General features: G+C 62.8%; 18 protein-coding genes and 2 tRNA genes. 3 read left to right on the forward strand and 17 right to left on the reverse strand.

Annotated features, from left to right (window positions below; translation table 11 throughout):
- Nucleotides 1-2: 2 nt before the first annotated feature.
- Together ACE3OU_RS15445 and ACE3OU_RS15450 are read right to left on the reverse strand one after the other, a co-directional pair.
- The gene (locus tag ACE3OU_RS15445; RefSeq protein ID WP_374242442.1) at nucleotides 3-1,955 is read right to left on the reverse strand and encodes a helicase-related protein; all 1,953 of its coding nucleotides are present in this window, start codon (nucleotides 1,953-1,955) and stop codon (nucleotides 3-5) included.
- Nucleotides 1,956-2,045: 90 nt separating this feature from the next.
- Nucleotides 2,046-2,243, reverse strand: coding sequence for a hypothetical protein (locus ACE3OU_RS15450; protein WP_374242443.1), 198 nt, complete (start codon nucleotides 2,241-2,243; stop codon nucleotides 2,046-2,048).
- A gap of 7 nt (nucleotides 2,244-2,250) precedes the next feature.
- On the opposite strand from ACE3OU_RS15450, the gene ACE3OU_RS15455 reads away from it, so the two are divergent.
- On the forward strand, nucleotides 2,251-2,652 hold the full coding sequence (locus tag ACE3OU_RS15455; RefSeq protein ID WP_374242444.1) for a bacteriohemerythrin: 402 nt from the start codon (nucleotides 2,251-2,253) through the stop codon (nucleotides 2,650-2,652).
- A 209-nt stretch (nucleotides 2,653-2,861) separates the two neighbouring features.
- On the opposite strand, the gene ACE3OU_RS15460 is transcribed toward ACE3OU_RS15455, so the two are convergent.
- Nucleotides 2,862-4,766, reverse strand: a complete 1,905-nt coding sequence (locus ACE3OU_RS15460) for a SurA N-terminal domain-containing protein (RefSeq protein ID WP_374242445.1) — start codon at nucleotides 4,764-4,766, stop codon at nucleotides 2,862-2,864.
- Between ACE3OU_RS15460 and ACE3OU_RS15465 the strand changes: the two genes are divergently transcribed.
- Nucleotides 4,765-4,989: a hypothetical protein gene (locus tag ACE3OU_RS15465; protein ID WP_374242446.1), complete on the forward strand. Its 225-nt coding sequence runs from the start codon at nucleotides 4,765-4,767 to the stop codon at nucleotides 4,987-4,989. The two genes, ACE3OU_RS15460 and ACE3OU_RS15465, sit on opposite strands and share 2 nt — an antisense overlap.
- 104 nt (nucleotides 4,990-5,093) lie before the next feature.
- Here the strand turns inward: ACE3OU_RS15465 and ACE3OU_RS15470 are convergent.
- The 13 genes from ACE3OU_RS15470 to argF form a co-directional block, all read right to left on the reverse strand.
- Nucleotides 5,094-5,170, reverse strand: a tRNA-Asp gene (locus tag ACE3OU_RS15470).
- 28 nt (nucleotides 5,171-5,198) lie between these two features.
- Nucleotides 5,199-5,274: transfer RNA gene (locus ACE3OU_RS15475), tRNA-Val, on the reverse strand.
- Nucleotides 5,275-5,323: 49 nt separating this feature from the next.
- Nucleotides 5,324-5,596, reverse strand: a complete 273-nt coding sequence (locus ACE3OU_RS15480; protein WP_374242447.1) for an HU family DNA-binding protein — start codon at nucleotides 5,594-5,596, stop codon at nucleotides 5,324-5,326.
- 274 nt (nucleotides 5,597-5,870) lie between these two features.
- Nucleotides 5,871-7,055, reverse strand: a complete 1,185-nt coding sequence (locus ACE3OU_RS15485) for an acetyl-CoA C-acyltransferase family protein (RefSeq protein WP_374242448.1) — start codon at nucleotides 7,053-7,055, stop codon at nucleotides 5,871-5,873.
- Nucleotides 7,056-7,081: 26 nt separating this feature from the next.
- A complete protein-coding gene (locus ACE3OU_RS15490; protein WP_374242449.1) occupies nucleotides 7,082-8,011 on the reverse strand; it encodes a CobD/CbiB family protein in 930 nt (309 codons plus the stop codon).
- Nucleotides 8,012-8,100: 89 nt separating this feature from the next.
- A complete protein-coding gene (locus tag ACE3OU_RS15495) occupies nucleotides 8,101-8,703 on the reverse strand; it encodes a CoA pyrophosphatase (RefSeq protein WP_374242450.1) in 603 nt (200 codons plus the stop codon).
- 12 nt (nucleotides 8,704-8,715) lie between these two features.
- Complete coding sequence (locus ACE3OU_RS15500; protein ID WP_374242451.1) at nucleotides 8,716-9,402, reverse strand: TIGR02281 family clan AA aspartic protease; 687 nt, start codon at nucleotides 9,400-9,402, stop codon at nucleotides 8,716-8,718.
- 92 nt (nucleotides 9,403-9,494) lie between these two features.
- Entirely contained in the window at nucleotides 9,495-9,677 is a 183-nt protein-coding gene (locus tag ACE3OU_RS15505; RefSeq protein WP_374242452.1) for a YjfB family protein, read from the reverse strand.
- 8 nt (nucleotides 9,678-9,685) lie between these two features.
- Nucleotides 9,686-10,171, reverse strand: coding sequence for a YajQ family cyclic di-GMP-binding protein (locus ACE3OU_RS15510; RefSeq protein ID WP_374242453.1), 486 nt, complete (start codon nucleotides 10,169-10,171; stop codon nucleotides 9,686-9,688).
- 13 nt (nucleotides 10,172-10,184) lie between these two features.
- Nucleotides 10,185-10,508 carry a pyrimidine/purine nucleoside phosphorylase gene (locus ACE3OU_RS15515; protein WP_374242454.1) on the reverse strand — a complete coding sequence of 108 codons (324 nt, stop codon included), beginning with the start codon at nucleotides 10,506-10,508 and terminating at the stop codon, nucleotides 10,185-10,187.
- An 18-nt stretch (nucleotides 10,509-10,526) separates the two neighbouring features.
- Nucleotides 10,527-10,760 carry a DUF2788 domain-containing protein gene (locus tag ACE3OU_RS15520; RefSeq protein WP_374242455.1) on the reverse strand — a complete coding sequence of 78 codons (234 nt, stop codon included), beginning with the start codon at nucleotides 10,758-10,760 and terminating at the stop codon, nucleotides 10,527-10,529.
- A 9-nt stretch (nucleotides 10,761-10,769) separates the two neighbouring features.
- Nucleotides 10,770-11,999, reverse strand: a complete 1,230-nt coding sequence (locus tag ACE3OU_RS15525; protein ID WP_374242456.1) for an argininosuccinate synthase — start codon at nucleotides 11,997-11,999, stop codon at nucleotides 10,770-10,772.
- Nucleotides 12,000-12,050: 51 nt separating this feature from the next.
- Entirely contained in the window at nucleotides 12,051-12,983 is a 933-nt protein-coding gene (argF, locus tag ACE3OU_RS15530) for an ornithine carbamoyltransferase (protein WP_374242457.1), read from the reverse strand.
- Nucleotides 12,984-13,589: 606 nt separating this feature from the next.
- Here argF and ACE3OU_RS15535 point away from each other — a divergent pair.
- Nucleotides 13,590-15,398 carry an asparagine synthetase B gene (locus ACE3OU_RS15535; RefSeq protein ID WP_374242458.1) on the forward strand — a complete coding sequence of 603 codons (1,809 nt, stop codon included), beginning with the start codon at nucleotides 13,590-13,592 and terminating at the stop codon, nucleotides 15,396-15,398.
- Nucleotides 15,399-15,415: 17 nt separating this feature from the next.
- On the opposite strand, the gene ACE3OU_RS15540 is transcribed toward ACE3OU_RS15535, so the two are convergent.
- The gene (locus tag ACE3OU_RS15540; protein WP_374242459.1) at nucleotides 15,416-16,105 is read right to left on the reverse strand and encodes an energy transducer TonB; all 690 of its coding nucleotides are present in this window, start codon (nucleotides 16,103-16,105) and stop codon (nucleotides 15,416-15,418) included.
- Nucleotides 16,106-16,283: the final 178 nt, after the last annotated feature.

Genomic DNA, 16,283 nt, shown 5'->3' on the forward strand with positions numbered 1-16,283 from the left:
GTTCAGCGCTTGGCGGGCCAGTACCAGCTCGGCACGCCCTTCCGGCCACCGCCCACGCCCTGTTTGTAGCGGCTGCGGAGGTGGCTGTCCACGGTGCTGATCCAGGGGGCCAGCGCCTGATCGGCGAGGGTGTGGTCGACGAACAGCGCGGGCAGGCGGTAGCCGAACCAGCGGTAGGCCGCCAGCAACCGCACGGTGGTTTCGGCGTCCTCGAGCGAGGCCTTGCGGGCCGACGGAGGCAGGAAGTTCAGCTGAATGGCCTGCCCCCGGTTGGCGGTGTACGCCCAGTCGCGCCAGACCCCGTCGATGGTCTCGTTCTGGGACGCCATCGGGGCCATCGAGAAGATGTGCTTCTGCTGCAGCGTCAGGCGCTTCATGCGGTCGAGCTGGGCGGCGCGGGCGAGTTGCTCGTCGGGCACGAAGGGCGTGAAGAAACCGTCGCCGCAGTCGGCGTGGAGCATGAACAGCGACAGCAGGGCCTCGAGCCGGTGGTCGCCGGACATCCCCGCGATCTGCTCGAGGTAGGCGCTACCGGCGGTAATCTGGAAACCGGTGCTCTCCAGCGCCTCCTGGGGCGCCTTCATCAATGCGGCAACGATGCCGTGCTCGGCCGGCGTGAGGCCGGCGACGACGCCCTCCTCGTCCCGGTGGCCGAAGCGCCCCGCCCGGCCACCGATCTGCTGGAGCAGCGGCACCGGCAACAGCCCCCGCGTCTGGCCATCGTACTTGTTCACCGCGGTAAACACCACGCGCTGGATGGGCAGGTTGAGGCCCATCCCGATCGCGTCGGTCGCCACCAGGATGTCGGCGTCCCCCCCGGCAAAGCGGCGGGCTTCCCGCTCGCGCACCTCCGGCGACAGGGCGCCGTAGATGCAGGCCACCGACTTGCCGAGGGCCAGCAGGTCGTCACGCAGGTTGAGGGCATCGCGCCGGGAGAACACGATGAAGGCGTCGCCGGGCCGCGCCTTGCGGAGCGCCCCGGCCGGGTTGTTGGCGAGGGCGTGGCCGACCACCAGCGGATGCTTGCGGGTCTTGTGGCGGACCTCCAGCGGCAGGCCCAGGCGGGCGGCCAGGGCCCGGATCGCCGGCTCGGCCGACGGCGCCCCCAGCAGCCAGACTTCCCGCGCATTGGCGCCCAGCACCGCCTGGGTCCACGCCCAGCCCCGGTCCGGATCGCTGAGCATCTGGATTTCGTCGATCACCGCCACGTCGACCTCCCGCTCCGGGTCGAGCATCTCGATGGTGGAGGTGGTCACCCGGCTGCCTTCGACGATCCGTCGCTCCTCGCCGGTGACGAGGGACGCGCTCACGCCGAACTCGTCGTTGAGCCGCGTGAACGCCTCCAGGGCCAGCAGGCGCAGCGGGCCCAGATACACGCCGGAGGCCGCCGTCGCGAGGCGCTCGAAAGCATCGTGGGTCTTGCCCGAGTTGGTCGGGCCGAGCACGGCGATCAAGCGCCGGGCGCACCGCCGGGCCGGAAAGGTGTCGGGATAGTCGGAGAGCCGCACCGTGCGGCCGATCTGCTCGGCCAGGGCGTGCTGGCGCTGGCGCGCCTGCATGTCGGCGACAGACCGGCCCAGGGTCTTACCCACCCGGGTGAGGTCGATCTCGCCGCTGCCCCAGTCCTCCCGCAGCTTGCGCAGGTTGGGCTGCAGCCCTTCAGCCCGGCAAGTCGCGAGATAGGCGCCGATCTCGGCGACGGCCACCTCGAGGGCGCGCTCGAGCGCAGGCCCGTGGGCCTTCAGCATTTCAAGCTCGGCAGCCTCCCGCGCCTCACTGGTGCGCCGACGCCAGTGGGCTTGCTGGCCAAGGCAGGTTTCAGGGATGTAACCGACGATCCGCCAGCTCTCGCCGGCAATCTCCACCCGCCTGCCGGCGGCGAGCCAGACACGGTTGCTGCTGAGGGTTCGGGAAAACCGGATGTCCGGCGCCGGACTGCTGGGTTGAATGTCCATCTGACTGGGGGGGGGCGGAGCAGGAGAAAATCGGGAGAGGGCCGGCACGGATCGCCGAGGCCGCGACCCTGTCACAGGCGGGCCGATTTATCAAGGCTGACGGGCGTTCCGGCCCGCATCGCCGTCACGGGTACGCGACAGAACAGCGGATGCAATTTGAAGATAGGCCTTGTCCAGAAAGGCGATCCGGAACGGAATGCCTGGAACCCGGGTTAAAAGTTGTCGCAATGCACGGGGGTTTATTTCCACACTTGATATCATGTATAAAATTTGAAACTTTTTATCCATTCAAGCGATGCCTGTCGATCCCGCCTGGTCTCCTGCATTGAGCGTCGGTCACGCTGTCCTGGATGCGCAGCATGAACGGCTCCTGCTCCTGTGCAGCAAGCTTTTCACCACGGCGGGCAGCATGACGGCGAGCGATCTCGTTTCGCTGTTGAACGATCTGGCAACCCTGACCCACCAGCACTTCGATGCCGAGGAGCGCATTCTCCTGGAGTCCGGTTATCCGCAACTCGAAGCCCACCGGGCCGAACACGACGAGCTGCGCGGGCGCCTGACAGATCTTCTGTACGAGGCGATTTACGGCCCCCTCGATTACACCAACCTGCCCCCGCTCGCCCGGGATCTCGTCCTGAACCACGTCCGGGACTGCGATCACGCCTTCAAGAGCTTCCTGACCCGCGAGAGCCTGTAAGCCGCAGCACCAGCCAAGCCGATCACCACACGGTGCTCTTGGCGGGACGGGTACGTCCATGGCCTCTTCAGCTTCACGCACACCAAAGCCGGGGGCCGTCACCCTGCGGCCCCTGCCCCAGGGGGGCAGCGCCAAAAATAACGCCGGGCCCGGTGATCGCTCACCGGGCCCGGAATTCGTCACGCCAGCGCCAACACGGCGCCCGACGCTTACTTGTCCTTCTGCTCTTCCAGCAGCGAGTAGTTGACCTTCACATCGTAGCGCTTGCGCAGCGCGGCAATGTAGGCGCCGAAATCCTGTTCGGCGAGCACCCGCGCATACTGCTGCTTGATGGCGGCACGGCGCGGATCGTCGTCCTTCGCAGCCGGGCGGCTGACCTTCTCGATCCGGTACAGCGCGTACCCTGCTCCCGGCACCTTGACGCCCGCGTAGGCCGGCAGCTTGTCGGTGCTGGCGCGGAAGACGGCACGCAGCAACTCGGGCTGGACACCCGGCTCGCTGCGGGAGATGGCGCGCGACGGCCCCCACTGCAGCGCGACGGCGTCACCCTTGACCAGCTGGGCGAGCTTGGCCTCGCCATCCTTCTCGGCCAGCTTGACCGCCTCTTCGTTGGCGAGGGCCTTCTCGATCACCGGCTTCACTTCTTCGAAGGACTTGAGGGCCGCAGCCTTGTATTCGAGCACCCGCGCGGCGACCAGCGTGCCATTGCCGACATCCACGGCGTTGGTGTTGCGCTTGTTCTTGAGGGCGTCTTCGGAGAACAGCTCACCGATGAGTTTCTCGTTGTTGAAGGGTGCCGGCGGATTGCCGCTCTGGGCCAGCCAGTCGGTCGTCTGGATCGCGAGCTTGAACTTGTCGGCAGTCGGCTTGAGGCTGTCGGCCTGTTCGTACACGGTGTTGGTGAAGCCCTCGACCAGTTCGGCGTACTTCCTGGCGGCCTCGTTGCGCTTCAGCTCGGCCGCAATCTCACCCTTCACTTCGTCGAACGGACGGGTCTTGCTGGCCTTGACGGCGGTGAGCTTGATGATGTGGAAGCCGAAATCCGACTGCACCACGCCGGAGAGCTCGCCCTCCTTCTTCAGGCCGAAGGCCGCATCCTCGAACTCCTTGACCATCGCGCCGCGACCAAAGAACCCGAGGTCTCCACCCTTCTCGGCGGAACCCGGATCCTGCGAGTTCTCCCTGGCCAGACGTGCGAAGTCGTCGGGCTTGGCTGCAACCTGCTTGAGGAGCACCTCGGCCTTCTCCTTCGCAGTCTTCAGAGCGGCGTCACCCGCGCTCTTGTCAGCCTGGATCAGGATATGGCTGACACGGCGTTCCTCGCCCTGGCTGAAACGCTCCGGATGGGCATCGTATTCCTTGCGGACATCGGCCTCTGCGATGCTCAGTTGTTCGGCAACGGCGTCCTTGCTGAGCACCACGTACTCGGCCTTCAGCTGGGCCGGCATTTCGAAGCGCTTGCGTTCGGCGTCGTAGAACTTGCGCGCGGCATCGTCCCCGAGCTTGACCGCAGCCGCAAACTGACTGGCCGGAAGGCGAACCTCGCTGACGGTGCGCTCTTCAAGCTGCACCGCATAAACCTGATCGACCGACCCTTGCGGCACCATCACCCCCTCGGCCACCGCGCCCAGCAATTGCTGCAGGGCCAGGTCATGGCGCAGGCGATTCTCGAACACGGGCTGGGTCATGCCCTGGGCTTTGAGTACTGCCTCGTAGCGCGGCAACGAGAATTGCCCGTTTTCCTGGAAAGCCGGAACAGCGGCAATCGTCTCGCGCAGGGTGACGTCGGAAACGCTGAGGCGCAACTTCTGGGCGTCGAGGGCCAGCAGGCGCTGGTTGACAAGGTTCTCGAGTACGGCACGACGCGCCTCGGGCGTGTCCATCATGGCCGGATTGAAGTTGCTCCCGAGGGCTGCCCGCATGCGCTCCTGCTGCTCCCGCATGGCCTGCTGAAACTCGCCCAGCTGGATGGACGTGCCACCGATGGTGGCGACGCCACCACCGCTGCCCACGTTCTTCACGTAGGACTCGACGCCAAAAAAGGCAAACGGCAGCGTGATCATCAACAGAAATATCTGGACGACCTTCTTGTTGTTGCGTACGGCGTCAAACATGCTGACTCCCAAGATGCTGATGGCAGCGGCTAACCGCCTCTTTCAAAAACAAAAAGGCGAACTCTCGTTCGCCTCTCGAAATTTCGGCCGGGGCGCAGAAACAGCCCGCAACGACTGCAGAGACAAACCCTGCTCTGCTGCGGCCATGGCCCGACAACGTCAACCCGGCACCATGGCGGCGATGATGAACGCGTCGCAGTCTACCTGCGCAGCCCCTGCCTAACAAGCCCTTCCGGCGCAGCGGCAGCGGCAGCGCGGGAAACGGGCGCAAAAAAAGCCGCGCAGGCGGCTTCTTGAGTGCTTTAACTGCATTGCCAACTGATGTGCTGGCGGAGTGGACGGGACTCGAACCCGCGACCCCCGGCGTGACAGGCCGGTATTCTAACCAACTGAACTACCACTCCCTGATTGCAAACCCATTCTATTGAAGAATGGTGGGTGCTGACGGGGTCGAACCGCCGACATTCGCCTTGTAAGGGCGACGCTCTACCAACTGAGCTAAGCACCCGAATGTTGCAGAGGCTCAATCAACAAGAACCCGCCGCAACAACAGCCCATTAGTTTAACGCATCTTTCAGTGCTTTGCCAGGCCTGAATTTGGGGATTCTTGCCTGCTCGATCTTGATTGCCGCCCCGGTTCTAGGATTGCGGCCGGTTCGCGCCGCACGTTTGCCCACGTTGAAGGTTCCAAACCCCACCAGCGTGACACTGTCGCCTTTTTTCAGCGCCTGCTTGACGGCCGAGATCGCCGCATCCAGAGCCCGGCCGGCGGCAGCCTTGGAAAGCTCCGCCTCAAGCGCAATCTGATCAATCAATTCGGATTTATTCACGCCAGCCCCCTCGTCATCAGTTTTAACAAACAGGAAACGACTACTCGAAATGCTGAACCGACACGCCATCAACAAGCACGCTTGCTTTATATAACGCCCTGAAAAAGACGATGTCAAGAGACTACGGTGTCCGTTGCGGAAAGTTCCCACCCGATAAAGAGCCAGCGGATTGACCGGACAAAAAACAAACCCCCGCCCGGCGACCAGCACCAGGCGGGGGTTTTACGTGTCAGCTATCAGGCTCACCGAGCGGCGAGCCTACCGGACAGGACGATCAGATGCGCTCGAACACCGTGGCGATGCCCTGGCCGCCACCGATACACATGGTGACCAGCGCGTAACGGCCGCCGGTGCGCTGCAGCTCGTACAGCGCCTTGGTGGCGATGAAGGCGCCGGAGCAGCCAACCGGGTGACCCAGGGCGATGGCGCCGCCGTTCGGGTTGGTCTTGGCCGGATCCAGGCCGAGCACCTTGGCAACCGACAGTGCCTGGGCCGCGAAGGCTTCGTTGGACTCGATGACGTCCATCTGGTCGAGGCTCAGACCGGCTTTCTTGAGGGCCAGGCGGGAAGCCGGGATCGGGCCTTCGCCCATGATGTCGTTCGGCACGCCGGCGATCGCGTAGGAAACCAGGCGGGCCATCGGCTTGTAGCCGGCGTTGACGGCGGTGGCACCGTCGGCCAGCACGAAGAAGGCAGCGCCGTCATTGATGCCGGAGGCGTTGCCAGCGGTCACGGTGCCGTCCTTCTTGAAGGCGGGCTTCATCTTGGCCAGCGACTCCATGGAGGTGCCGCGCTTCAGGTGCTCGTCGGTGTCGAAGACCACTTCGCCCTTGCGGGTCTGCTTGACGATCGGGACGATCTGGGACTTGAAATGGCCGGCGTCGATGGCGGCAGCGGCACGGCGCTGGGACTCGACGGCGAACGCATCCTGCTCTTCACGGGTGATGCCGTGCTTGGCCGCCAGGTTTTCGGCGGTGATGCCCATGTGGCCGACGCCGAACGGGTCGGTCAGGACGGCGACCATCGAATCGATGGCCTTGGTGTCGCCCATGCGGGCACCGTTGCGCAGCGCCGGCAGCAGGTAGGCAGCCTTGGACATGACTTCGACACCACCACCGATACCGTAGTCGGCGTCGCCGAGGAGGATGTTCTGGGCGGTCGTCACGATGCCCTGGAGGCCGGAGGCGCACAGGCGGGAGACCTGCATGGCGACGGATTCCATCGACAGGCCGGCCTGGATCGAGGCAACGCGGGAAGCGTAGGCGTAACGGGAGTCGGTCGGCATGGTGGTACCGACGGTGACGTAATTGATCAGCTGCGGATCGACGGAGGAGCGGGCGATCGCCTCCTTCATGACGATGCCAGCCAGCTCGCTGGTATCGAAATCGGCCAGCGAACCACCGAAGGCACCCACTGCGGAACGGACTGCACTCAGAACGACAACTTCACGACTAGCCATCTTGTTTTCCTCCTCAATTGCTACGATTAATTACCGACCCAGCCTGCAACACCAAGCAGTGCCAGTACAAGGAACACCAGCACCAAGGTGCGCCATACCAAACCAATAGTACTCTGCATGAACTCGGCATCGGCATCGTCTCCGACGCCCATTTCCGGACGTTCGAGCACTTCACCGGATTCATGGATCGGCATGCCGAGGCGGACGCCCAGAGCGCCTCCGCCACTTGCCAGCAGTATACCGGAAGCCTTGTTCTTCCATTGATTGGCCTGAGTGCGCCAGCAATGGACGCCATCCTCGAAGTCCCCGACGATGGAAAAGGCCGCAGCCGTGAGGCGCACAGGCACCCAATCCAGGACACCGAAAGCCTTCTTGGCAAAATCGCCGAACTGGCCGAACTCCTGATCGCCGCTGCGCCGCCCCCAGGCGTCGTCAAAAAACGACGCCATGCGGTACAGGACCGCGCCGATCGGCCCCGGCAGCAACACGAACCACACCACGACCCCGAACACGTTGCGATGGGATGCCAGCAGGCCCTCCTCGATCGCCAGGCGCGCGATTTCGCTGGAGCCGGACTGGTCGTGGGAGGCACCACGCCACTCGCCGATCAGTTGCCGGGCGCGCGGAAGCTCGCCCATGCGCAACGCGAGCTGGATATCGGTGAAGAAATGACTGACCTGACGAAAGCCCATGGTCAGATAAAGAACCACCACATTGAAGAGGGCGGCCAGAAGCGGATGCACGCTCAACAGTACAAAGTAGATGAGGGCCGTGACGAGACAGGCGGTGAGTATCGCAACCCACCAGGCCACTGCGCCATGCCGCGCCTCACCGTCGTTGAAACGATCCTCGAGGAAGCGGGCAAACATCTTTAGCGGCGCATGGACGACACGGCCGGCAGGGAGGGGACGCAGTTGCTCGATAAGCAGCGCAACGATCAGGGAAAACAGGGTCATGCGGCAGAGGCCCGGGGAGCCCAAGATATCCAAGCCATGTGGGGTGCCTCAAGATACCATCAAACGCACTCAATACAAACGCCCCGAACTCAGCAACACACGAAGCGCTGCAGGCTCACGAGCATTCCGGCCGTGGCGCCCCAGATGAAATACTGGCCATAGGGCATGGCATAGTATTCACGCCGGGCTCCGCGGATCATCGCCGAGTGACGCTGATGATTCGATGCGTCGAGCAGGAAGGACAAGGGCACCTCGAAGACTTCGGCCACCTCGAAGGGGTCGAGCTGCAGGTTGAAGGGCGGGGTCACCAGGCCGACCACCGGTGTGATGTCGAAGCCCGTGCCGGTCTGGTATCGTGGCAGACAGCCCAGCAACTCCACATGCCTCCTGTGCAGGCAGATCTCTTCCTCGGTCTCCCGCAGCGCGGTCTCGATCGGCGAGGCATCGCCCTCCTCCACCCGCCCCCCCGGAAAACTCACCTGCCCCGGGTGATGGTGCAGATGGTCCGTACGGCGCGTCAGCAGCACAGTCGGCTCCGCCTCGCGAAGGACGATGGGCACCAGCACCGCGGCAGGCCTCAGCGGGCCGGGTGGAATCCCGTCTTCCCGTGGGCTGCTGGCAGGCTGGCCGGTCGCAAAGCGGCTGCGCAACCATTCGGCGTTGAGGGGCGGCAACGAGGACGGCGTGTTCATCACCTCCCCCGCTCAGAATCGTTGTCGCAGCTGCAGGGTCGAGCCTTCACGGCGAATCTCCATGCGATTGAGAAAGCTCATGCCCAGCAGCACGACGGGCAGATCCGTGCCGTGCACGACACCTTCGACGTTTCTGAGCGTGACGCCTCCGACGCTGACCGAATCGAGAGGCAGGCGCCAGCCACGGGCCACGCCGTTTGCGGTCTGCAGGGCGATGGGTTCGGCCCGGGTGAGGTCCAGGCCGGCACGCTGCGCGTCGCTTCGCCCGAGGGCCACGAAGGTCGCCCCCGTGTCGACCACGAACTGCATCACCGCACCATTCACCTTGCCCTGACTGCGAAACATGCCCCGCCCATCAGCCTCGATGGTGACCGACTGCGCCCCGCCTTTATCCCGACCAACGCTCACCGCGTGCTGCCCGACCACCAACCGATGGCGGCCGCCGTCAAACTCGGCGACAACGACCTCCCCATCGACGGCGACAACCCGCACGCCCTCGGGCGTGACGCTCCCCGCCGCCACAGCCCTGGGGGCTCCACCATTGATGACCAGCAAGGCTTTGCCGGGAAACACGCCGGCAAGCGCGACCTCGGTTGCCGACACGGACACCGGGACACCGATCAGCGCCGAGACAAGCAGCGCCCGACGGGCAGGCAAAGGCAATGCTTTCATGGGAAAGACGAGATTGTTGATGGGCATATGATGCCACACGCCCCCACGGTCGGCCTCGCGCTGTCGGCGGACACAAAAAAACCAGCCCTGGGGCTGGTTTTTTGTGCTTCACGACACTGTCAGGCATAGGTGTTCACATGCTTGCCGAGCGTCGAATCCGCCTCGGGCGCCCGGGTGGCAGGCGACACGCTGGCGATGAGCTGCGCGGCGGCACTCTGTTGCAGATCGAGCGACTTGCGCAGCATCAACATTGCCACGGCGTCAGCCACCGAAGACTGCGAGGCGGCCGGAGCGACACCCATGAACGCGCTCAATCCCGGAAATTGCCGTACTGCAGCGGAAAATCGGTGATCTCCTTGCGCACCAGCGCGATGCAATCCTGGAGAACGTCCCGCTTGGCACCGCTGACGCGCACCGCCTCACCCTGGATGGAGGCCTGCACCTTGAGCTTGCTGTCCTTGATGAGCTTGACGATCTTCTTGGACTGCTCCTGCTCGATACCCACCCGCACCGTCAGCTCCTGCTTGACCTTGTTGCCGCCGATCTTCTGGACGTCGCCGTGCTTCAGGCAGCGCACATCGACCTTCTTGGCGGTCATCTCGGGGAGTAGCAGGGTCTGGATCTGCTCGAGCTGGAACTCGCTGTCACCGTAGAGGGTGAGCAACTTGTCGGCCTGCTCGACGCGGGCATCGCTGCCCTTGAAGTCGTAACGCCCGGTGATCTTGCGATTGGCACCTTCGACGGCGTTACGCAACGCGACCATATCGACTTCGGAAGTGATGTCGAACGACGGCATCGTCGGCTCCTGGTCAGGCGAAATGGCAGACGTAGTGATAAGCCTCGCCGGTCACTTCGATGTCGAAGCTGGAGTTGCCCGGCACATCGAAGGACTCACCCGCGCCGTAGCTCTTCCACTCGGTCTCACCCTTGAGGCGGACGCGGCAGCCGCCGGCCACGCCTTCCATGATCTCGGGCACGCCGGTGTTGAAGGTCAGGGTGGACGGCAGGATCACGCCCACGGACTTCTTGGTGCCGTCGGCGAGGACGATGGAGTGGCTCACGCACTTGCCATCGAAGTAAACATTGGCTTTCTTGACGACGGAAACGCCGTCGAACTGGACAGTCTGGGTCATTTTTTGAGTAAGTTCAGGTTATTCGATGCCTAGCAGCCTCTGGATGATGCCCTTGGCCATGAAGCCGATGAAACCGACTCCAAGGCCCACGAACATCCAGATTGCGCCGTACTTGCCCGCCTTGGACTCCCAGGCGAGTTGGCCGATGATGAAAACCATGTAGGCGATCAGGCCACCAACGCAGACCTTGAGGGAGATGTCCTCGAACTCTGCGATGGTCAGCCCGAACATGAACGGCGCGTTCGGGTCCATGCCTGGTTATCAGTCGCGCTTGGTCTTCGCGTTGGCCGCGATGCGCATGCGCAGCGCGTTCAGGCGGATGAAGCCGTGCGCATCCTTCTGATTGTAGGCGCCCTGGTCATCCTCGAAGGTGGCGATGGTCGGATCGAACAGGGAATCGGTCTTGGAATCCCGCGACACGACGATCACGTTGCCCTTGTAGAGCTTGATGCGAACCCAGCCATTGACGGTCTGTTGGGTGTGGTCGATCAGGGCCTGCAGCGCAAGGCGCTCGGGCGACCACCAGTAGCCGGTGTAGATCATGCTCGCGTAGCGCGGCATGAGGTCGTCCTTGAGATGGGCGACTTCACGGTCAAGGGTGATCGACTCGATGGCGCGGTGGGCACGCAGCAGAATCGTGCCGCCCGGGGTTTCGTAGCAACCGCGGGACTTCATGCCGACGTAGCGGTTCTCGACCAGGTCGAGGCGGCCGATACCGTGCTTGCCGCCCAGTTCATTGAGCTTGGCGAGCAGTTCGTGAGCCTTCATGCGGGTGCCGTTGATGGCAACCAGGTCGCCCTTCTCGAACTCCAGGTCGACGTACTCGGCGGCATCGGGGGCGGCTTCCGGAGAAACCGTCCAGCGCCACATGGACTCCTCGGCCTCAGCGGCCGGATTCTCGAGGTGACGGCCTTCGAAGGAGATGTGCAGCAGGTTGGCGTCCATCGAGTATGGGGAGCCACCCTGCTTGTGCTTCATCTCGATGGGGATGCCGTTCTTCTCGGCATAGGCCAGCAGCTTCTCGCGGGACAGCAGGTCCCACTCGCGCCACGGGGCGATGACCTTCACGTTCGGCATCAGCGCATAGTAACCGAGCTCGAAGCGGACCTGGTCGTTACCCTTGCCGGTGGCGCCGTGGGAAACCGCATCGGCGCCGGTGGCGCGGGCGATCTCGATCTGGCGCTTGGCGATCAGCGGGCGGGCGATGGACGTCCCCAGCAGGTACTCGCCTTCATAGATGGTGTTGGCACGGAACATCGGGAACACGAAGTCGCGCACGAACTCCTCGCGCAGATCGTCGATGAAGATGTTCTCGGGCTTGATGCCGAACTGCAGGGCCTTCGCGCGAGCCGGCTCGAGCTCTTCACCCTGCCCCAGGTCGGCCGTGAAGGTGACCACTTCGCACTGATAGGTGTCCTGCAGCCACTTGAGGATCACCGAGGTATCCAGGCCGCCCGAATAGGCAAGTACAACTTTCTTTACGTCGCTCATGTGCCGCTTTCAACGATTGATTAGATGAGTCTTGAATCTTCCAGACCGCGCTCAGGCGCAGTCACCTTCGACCTTGCCGATCAGAAGGAATTCCATCAGGGCCTTCTGTACGTGGAGCCGGTTCTCCGCCTCTTCCCAGACCACCGACTGCGGGCCGTCGATCACCTCGGCCGAAACCTCCTCGCCCCGGTGAGCGGGCAGGCAGTGCATGAAAACGGCGTCCGGATTCGCCACCCGCATCATGTCGGCGTCCACCTGCCAGTCGGCGAAGTCCCGCATGCGTTCCTCGTTCTCGGCCTCGAAACCCATGCTGGTCCACACGTCGGTGGTGACCAGATCAGCGCCACGACAGGCATCCATCGGATCGTCGAAGCGCACGAAGTGATCGGTACGGACACAGCCGGCCTGCTCCGGCTCGACCTCGTAACCCGGCGGGGTCGACACGTGCACCTTGAAGTCCAGCAGCTCGGCGGCCTGCAGCCAGGTGTTGCACATGTTGTTGGCGTCACCGACCCAGGCGACCGTCTTGCCCTGAATCGGGCCGCGGTGCTCGATGAAGGTGAAGATGTCGGCGAGGATCTGGCAGGGGTGGTATTCGTTGGTGAGCCCGTTGATGACGGGCACCCGGGAGTACTCCGCGAAGCGCTCGATGATCGTCTGCTCGAAGGTGCGGATCATCACGATGTCGCTCATCCGCGAGATCACCTGGGCCGCATCCTCCACCGGCTCGCCACGCCCGAGCTGCGAATCACGGGTGTTAAGGTAGATCGCCGATCCCCCCAGCTGCTGCATGCCCGCCTCGAAAGACAGCCGCGTGCGCGTGCTGGCCTTCTCGAAGATCATGACGAGCGTACGGTCGAACAGGGGGTGATGCGGCTCGTAACGCTTGAACCTGTCCTTGATCCAGCGCGTGCGGTCGAACAGGTAGTCGTACTCCGCGCGGGAGAAGTCTTTGAACTGTAAGTAGTGTCTCGGTGCGTTCATGGCACTCGTTCTTGGTTGTGGCGCGGCAAACAGCCCGCACCGGCTTTCGGCCCGATGACAACGCCCCTCCCGAAAGCGACAGGCTGGACCTGGGCGAATCCTCGTACCCATTGACCCCGACGCGTGCAACGCCGGAAAGTCCAATCGGCAGAAAGGCGAAACGGCGACTTACGCCGCCGTTTTGTATCCAGTAATAGGCCTATAATCCTAATTCAAAACGACCTTTTTGTGTAGACCACCCACCCGCAGCCGGCCGCCCGGCCAGTGCTTGCGCGGGGCTGGACGGCAGCGCTTCATGACGCGGGGCCTGATCGTCGATGCAATACGTCACAAATCTCGTTACATGGTCGTGCCATCATCATGATCATTTGATACCCTTCGCCAGCATCGAAATGAGCACTGCACGGCCGCCCGCTCCTGCCTTGCACAGCCAGTGGCCTGCCGCGCCCCGCTGCCCCGACAGCTGGGCCGGGCGATCACCCCATATTCCGGATGCGTTCAGGGCCGCAACAAACTCTTGCCCTTGAGCGACGTCCTTTACCTTAGATTGCGATAGAGCGGCTTCCGTCGCTCCACCCACTCATCCCCCGGAGGCGCTGTACTCTCATGATCCGCGGTTTCATCGACTTCAACTCACTCGATTCCGGACAACCGTTCGCCGAGGCCAGCCTCGACCGCGGCCACACGCGGCCGGGCTTCCAGCTCGAAATCGACGCTCGCGATGTACGCTCCTTCGCACATGGACACCAGGCGATCGCGGTGCTCGGCCAGCCCAGGATCCGGGGCAAAGTCCTCGCCCAGCGCATCGAGCAGGAAGGCTGGCAGGCAGCCATTGCTCTGCTGTGCGATTCTCCGGAAAAGTTCCTCGAACAGATTTCGGGTCGATTCGCCCTTTTCTGGGTCGATCTCGCTCGCCGTCAGGTAGGGCTGGCGTCCGATCGCTTCAATACCAACGGCTTCTGTTACTCGCGCGAGGGTTCGCGCTTCAGTTTCGCAGATCGCGCCAACGCCGTCCCCGCCCTTCACCGGGAACTGGATCAGCAGGCGGTCTTCAACTATCTCTATTTCCACGTCATCCCCGCGCCCCTCACGATCTTCAAGAACATCCTGAGGCTCGAGCCGGGCTACCGCCTCCTTGCGGACGGCCAAGGCACTAACGCCCGCCCGTGGTGGCAGGCACGTTTCGAGGAGCCCTCCGACGCAGACTTCCAGAGCAGCGCCAGCACCTTCAGGGATCTCATCAAGACCGCGGTCGAACGTGACCTCAATGGTGCGCCGGTCGGCGCCTTCCTTTCCGGCGGCACCGACAGCTCAACCGTGGTCGGCATGCTGAGCCGTAGCGGAAGCCCCGTCACCGCCTATTCGATCGGCTTCGAGGCTGAGGGCTATGACGAAATGGAGTTTGCGCGCATTGCCGCCAAGCACTTCGGCGTAACCCACAAGCCGTACTACATCACTTCGGACGATCTGGTCGCCAACATCCCCTCGGTGGCTGCGTCCTATGATCAACCGTTTGGCAATTCGTCAGTGCTCCCGGCCTACATGTGCGCAAAGCTGGCCCACGACGACGGACTGACCAAGATGTTCGCCGGCGACGGCGGCGACGAGCTTTTCGGCGGCAACTCGCGGTACGCCAAGCAGCGGATATTCGGCTATTACGACAAAGTCCCCGGACTATTGAAGTACGCCCTGCTCGAGCCCGCGCTGATGCACACGCCGCTGGGCAAATTGCCCGTGATGCGCAAGGCGGCCAGCTACATTGAACAGGCGCGCACCCCGCTCCCCGACCGAACCGCCAAATACAATCTTCTCGACCGCCTCGGCGTCGACACGATTTTCCCGAGCACCTTCCTGGCCAGCATTGATCAGGGAGCTCCGCTCCAGCTTCAGCAACGCGTCTGGGGAGAAGTCAATGCAGAAGCGCTCGTGAACAAGATGCTCGGCTTCGACTGGCGTTTCACCCTCGCCGACAACGATCTTCCCAAAGTCATCGGCGCCACTCGCCTGGCAGGCGTGGATGCAATTTTTCCGTTGCTCGACGACGATCTCCTCGATTTCTCCCTCAAGCTCCCGCCCGAATACAAACTCAAGGGCGTGCAGCTGCGCTGGTTCTTCAAGGAGGCCCTGCGTGACTTCCTGCCGCAGGAGATCATCACCAAGAAGAAACAAGGGTTTGGCCTGCCCTTCGGCCACTGGGTCCTCAAGCATCAAGGACTCTTGCAGCTTGCGCGTGAATCTCTGGCGGTTTTGACCGATAAAGGCATCCTGCGCAAGGACTTCGTCGACGAGCTGTTCAAGAACCACCTGCCAGCCTTCCCGGGCTACTATGGCGAGATGGTCTGGATCTCGATGATGCTGGGTCAGTGGCTTCTTGCCTATCAAAGCACCGCATCGGACAGCATGTCCCGAGCCTGACAACCAATTAGGATGGATTATTCGTGGGGCAGTTGATCAAAATCGACAGGTAGTCGAAAAGATACCTGCCCCACATCTCCCGCCATCGAGACCGGCACGACGGCTGCAGCCCTCCTGAAAGCGATCAGAACCTCCTGATCAAGAGCTTCCAAGCCGGCCCCTTGCTCCAAACTGACCTGAGGCGACGCCCCAGCTTTGTGGAGTTGCACCAGCACGACCAGCCTGCCCTTGAAGCCGGGCTGAATCAGTTTTTCGATCGATTCACGAGTCCGGATTACCTCAGCGGCGAGGGCCAAGCGATAACGGGAGATCGACGGGCTTGAATCATCTTTCAAGATGTTAGGCGCAATCCCGATCTCGCTTGGCGTCTTCTCCTCGTGCTTTGTCGACACAGCTTCGACAGGCTTGAATGGCTCCTCCCGCGCTACGACATTTTTCGACCCGGTGCTCCTGCGCGGAGCCGGGTGAGGGGTTATGGCAGCTACAGATGACAGCTTCGTTTCCTGAAACCTCTTTGACTGACTCTCCTCAACGCCTGTTATATGAACGGACGTAGATGAAGGGGAAGATTCAATCACAGCAGGTAGCGAGACTTCCAATGGAGTCGGCTGATCACCCTGAGCAATCGGGTCAGGCAAGGGCCACAGAAAAACGGCGTGGAGCAGAATGGAAAAGGTTACAAGACCAGCCCAATGACGTAGCTGCATTACTCCCTCCCTCCTTGCCGTAAGTTTAAAGATAAAACGCCGTGTATCGCATTTTTCGCGTTTAAAAGCCAAACCCCCTGCAGCGTTTGCTGCAGGGGGTTTGCATGGGGTTAGTCTGACGATGACCTACTTTCACGCACGGGTGTGCACTATCATTGGCGCGGTCTCGTTTCACGGT

Origin of the sequence: Zoogloea sp. (assembly GCF_041908905.1) — a bacterium.
Taxonomy (GTDB): Bacteria; Pseudomonadota; Gammaproteobacteria; order Burkholderiales; family Rhodocyclaceae; genus Zoogloea.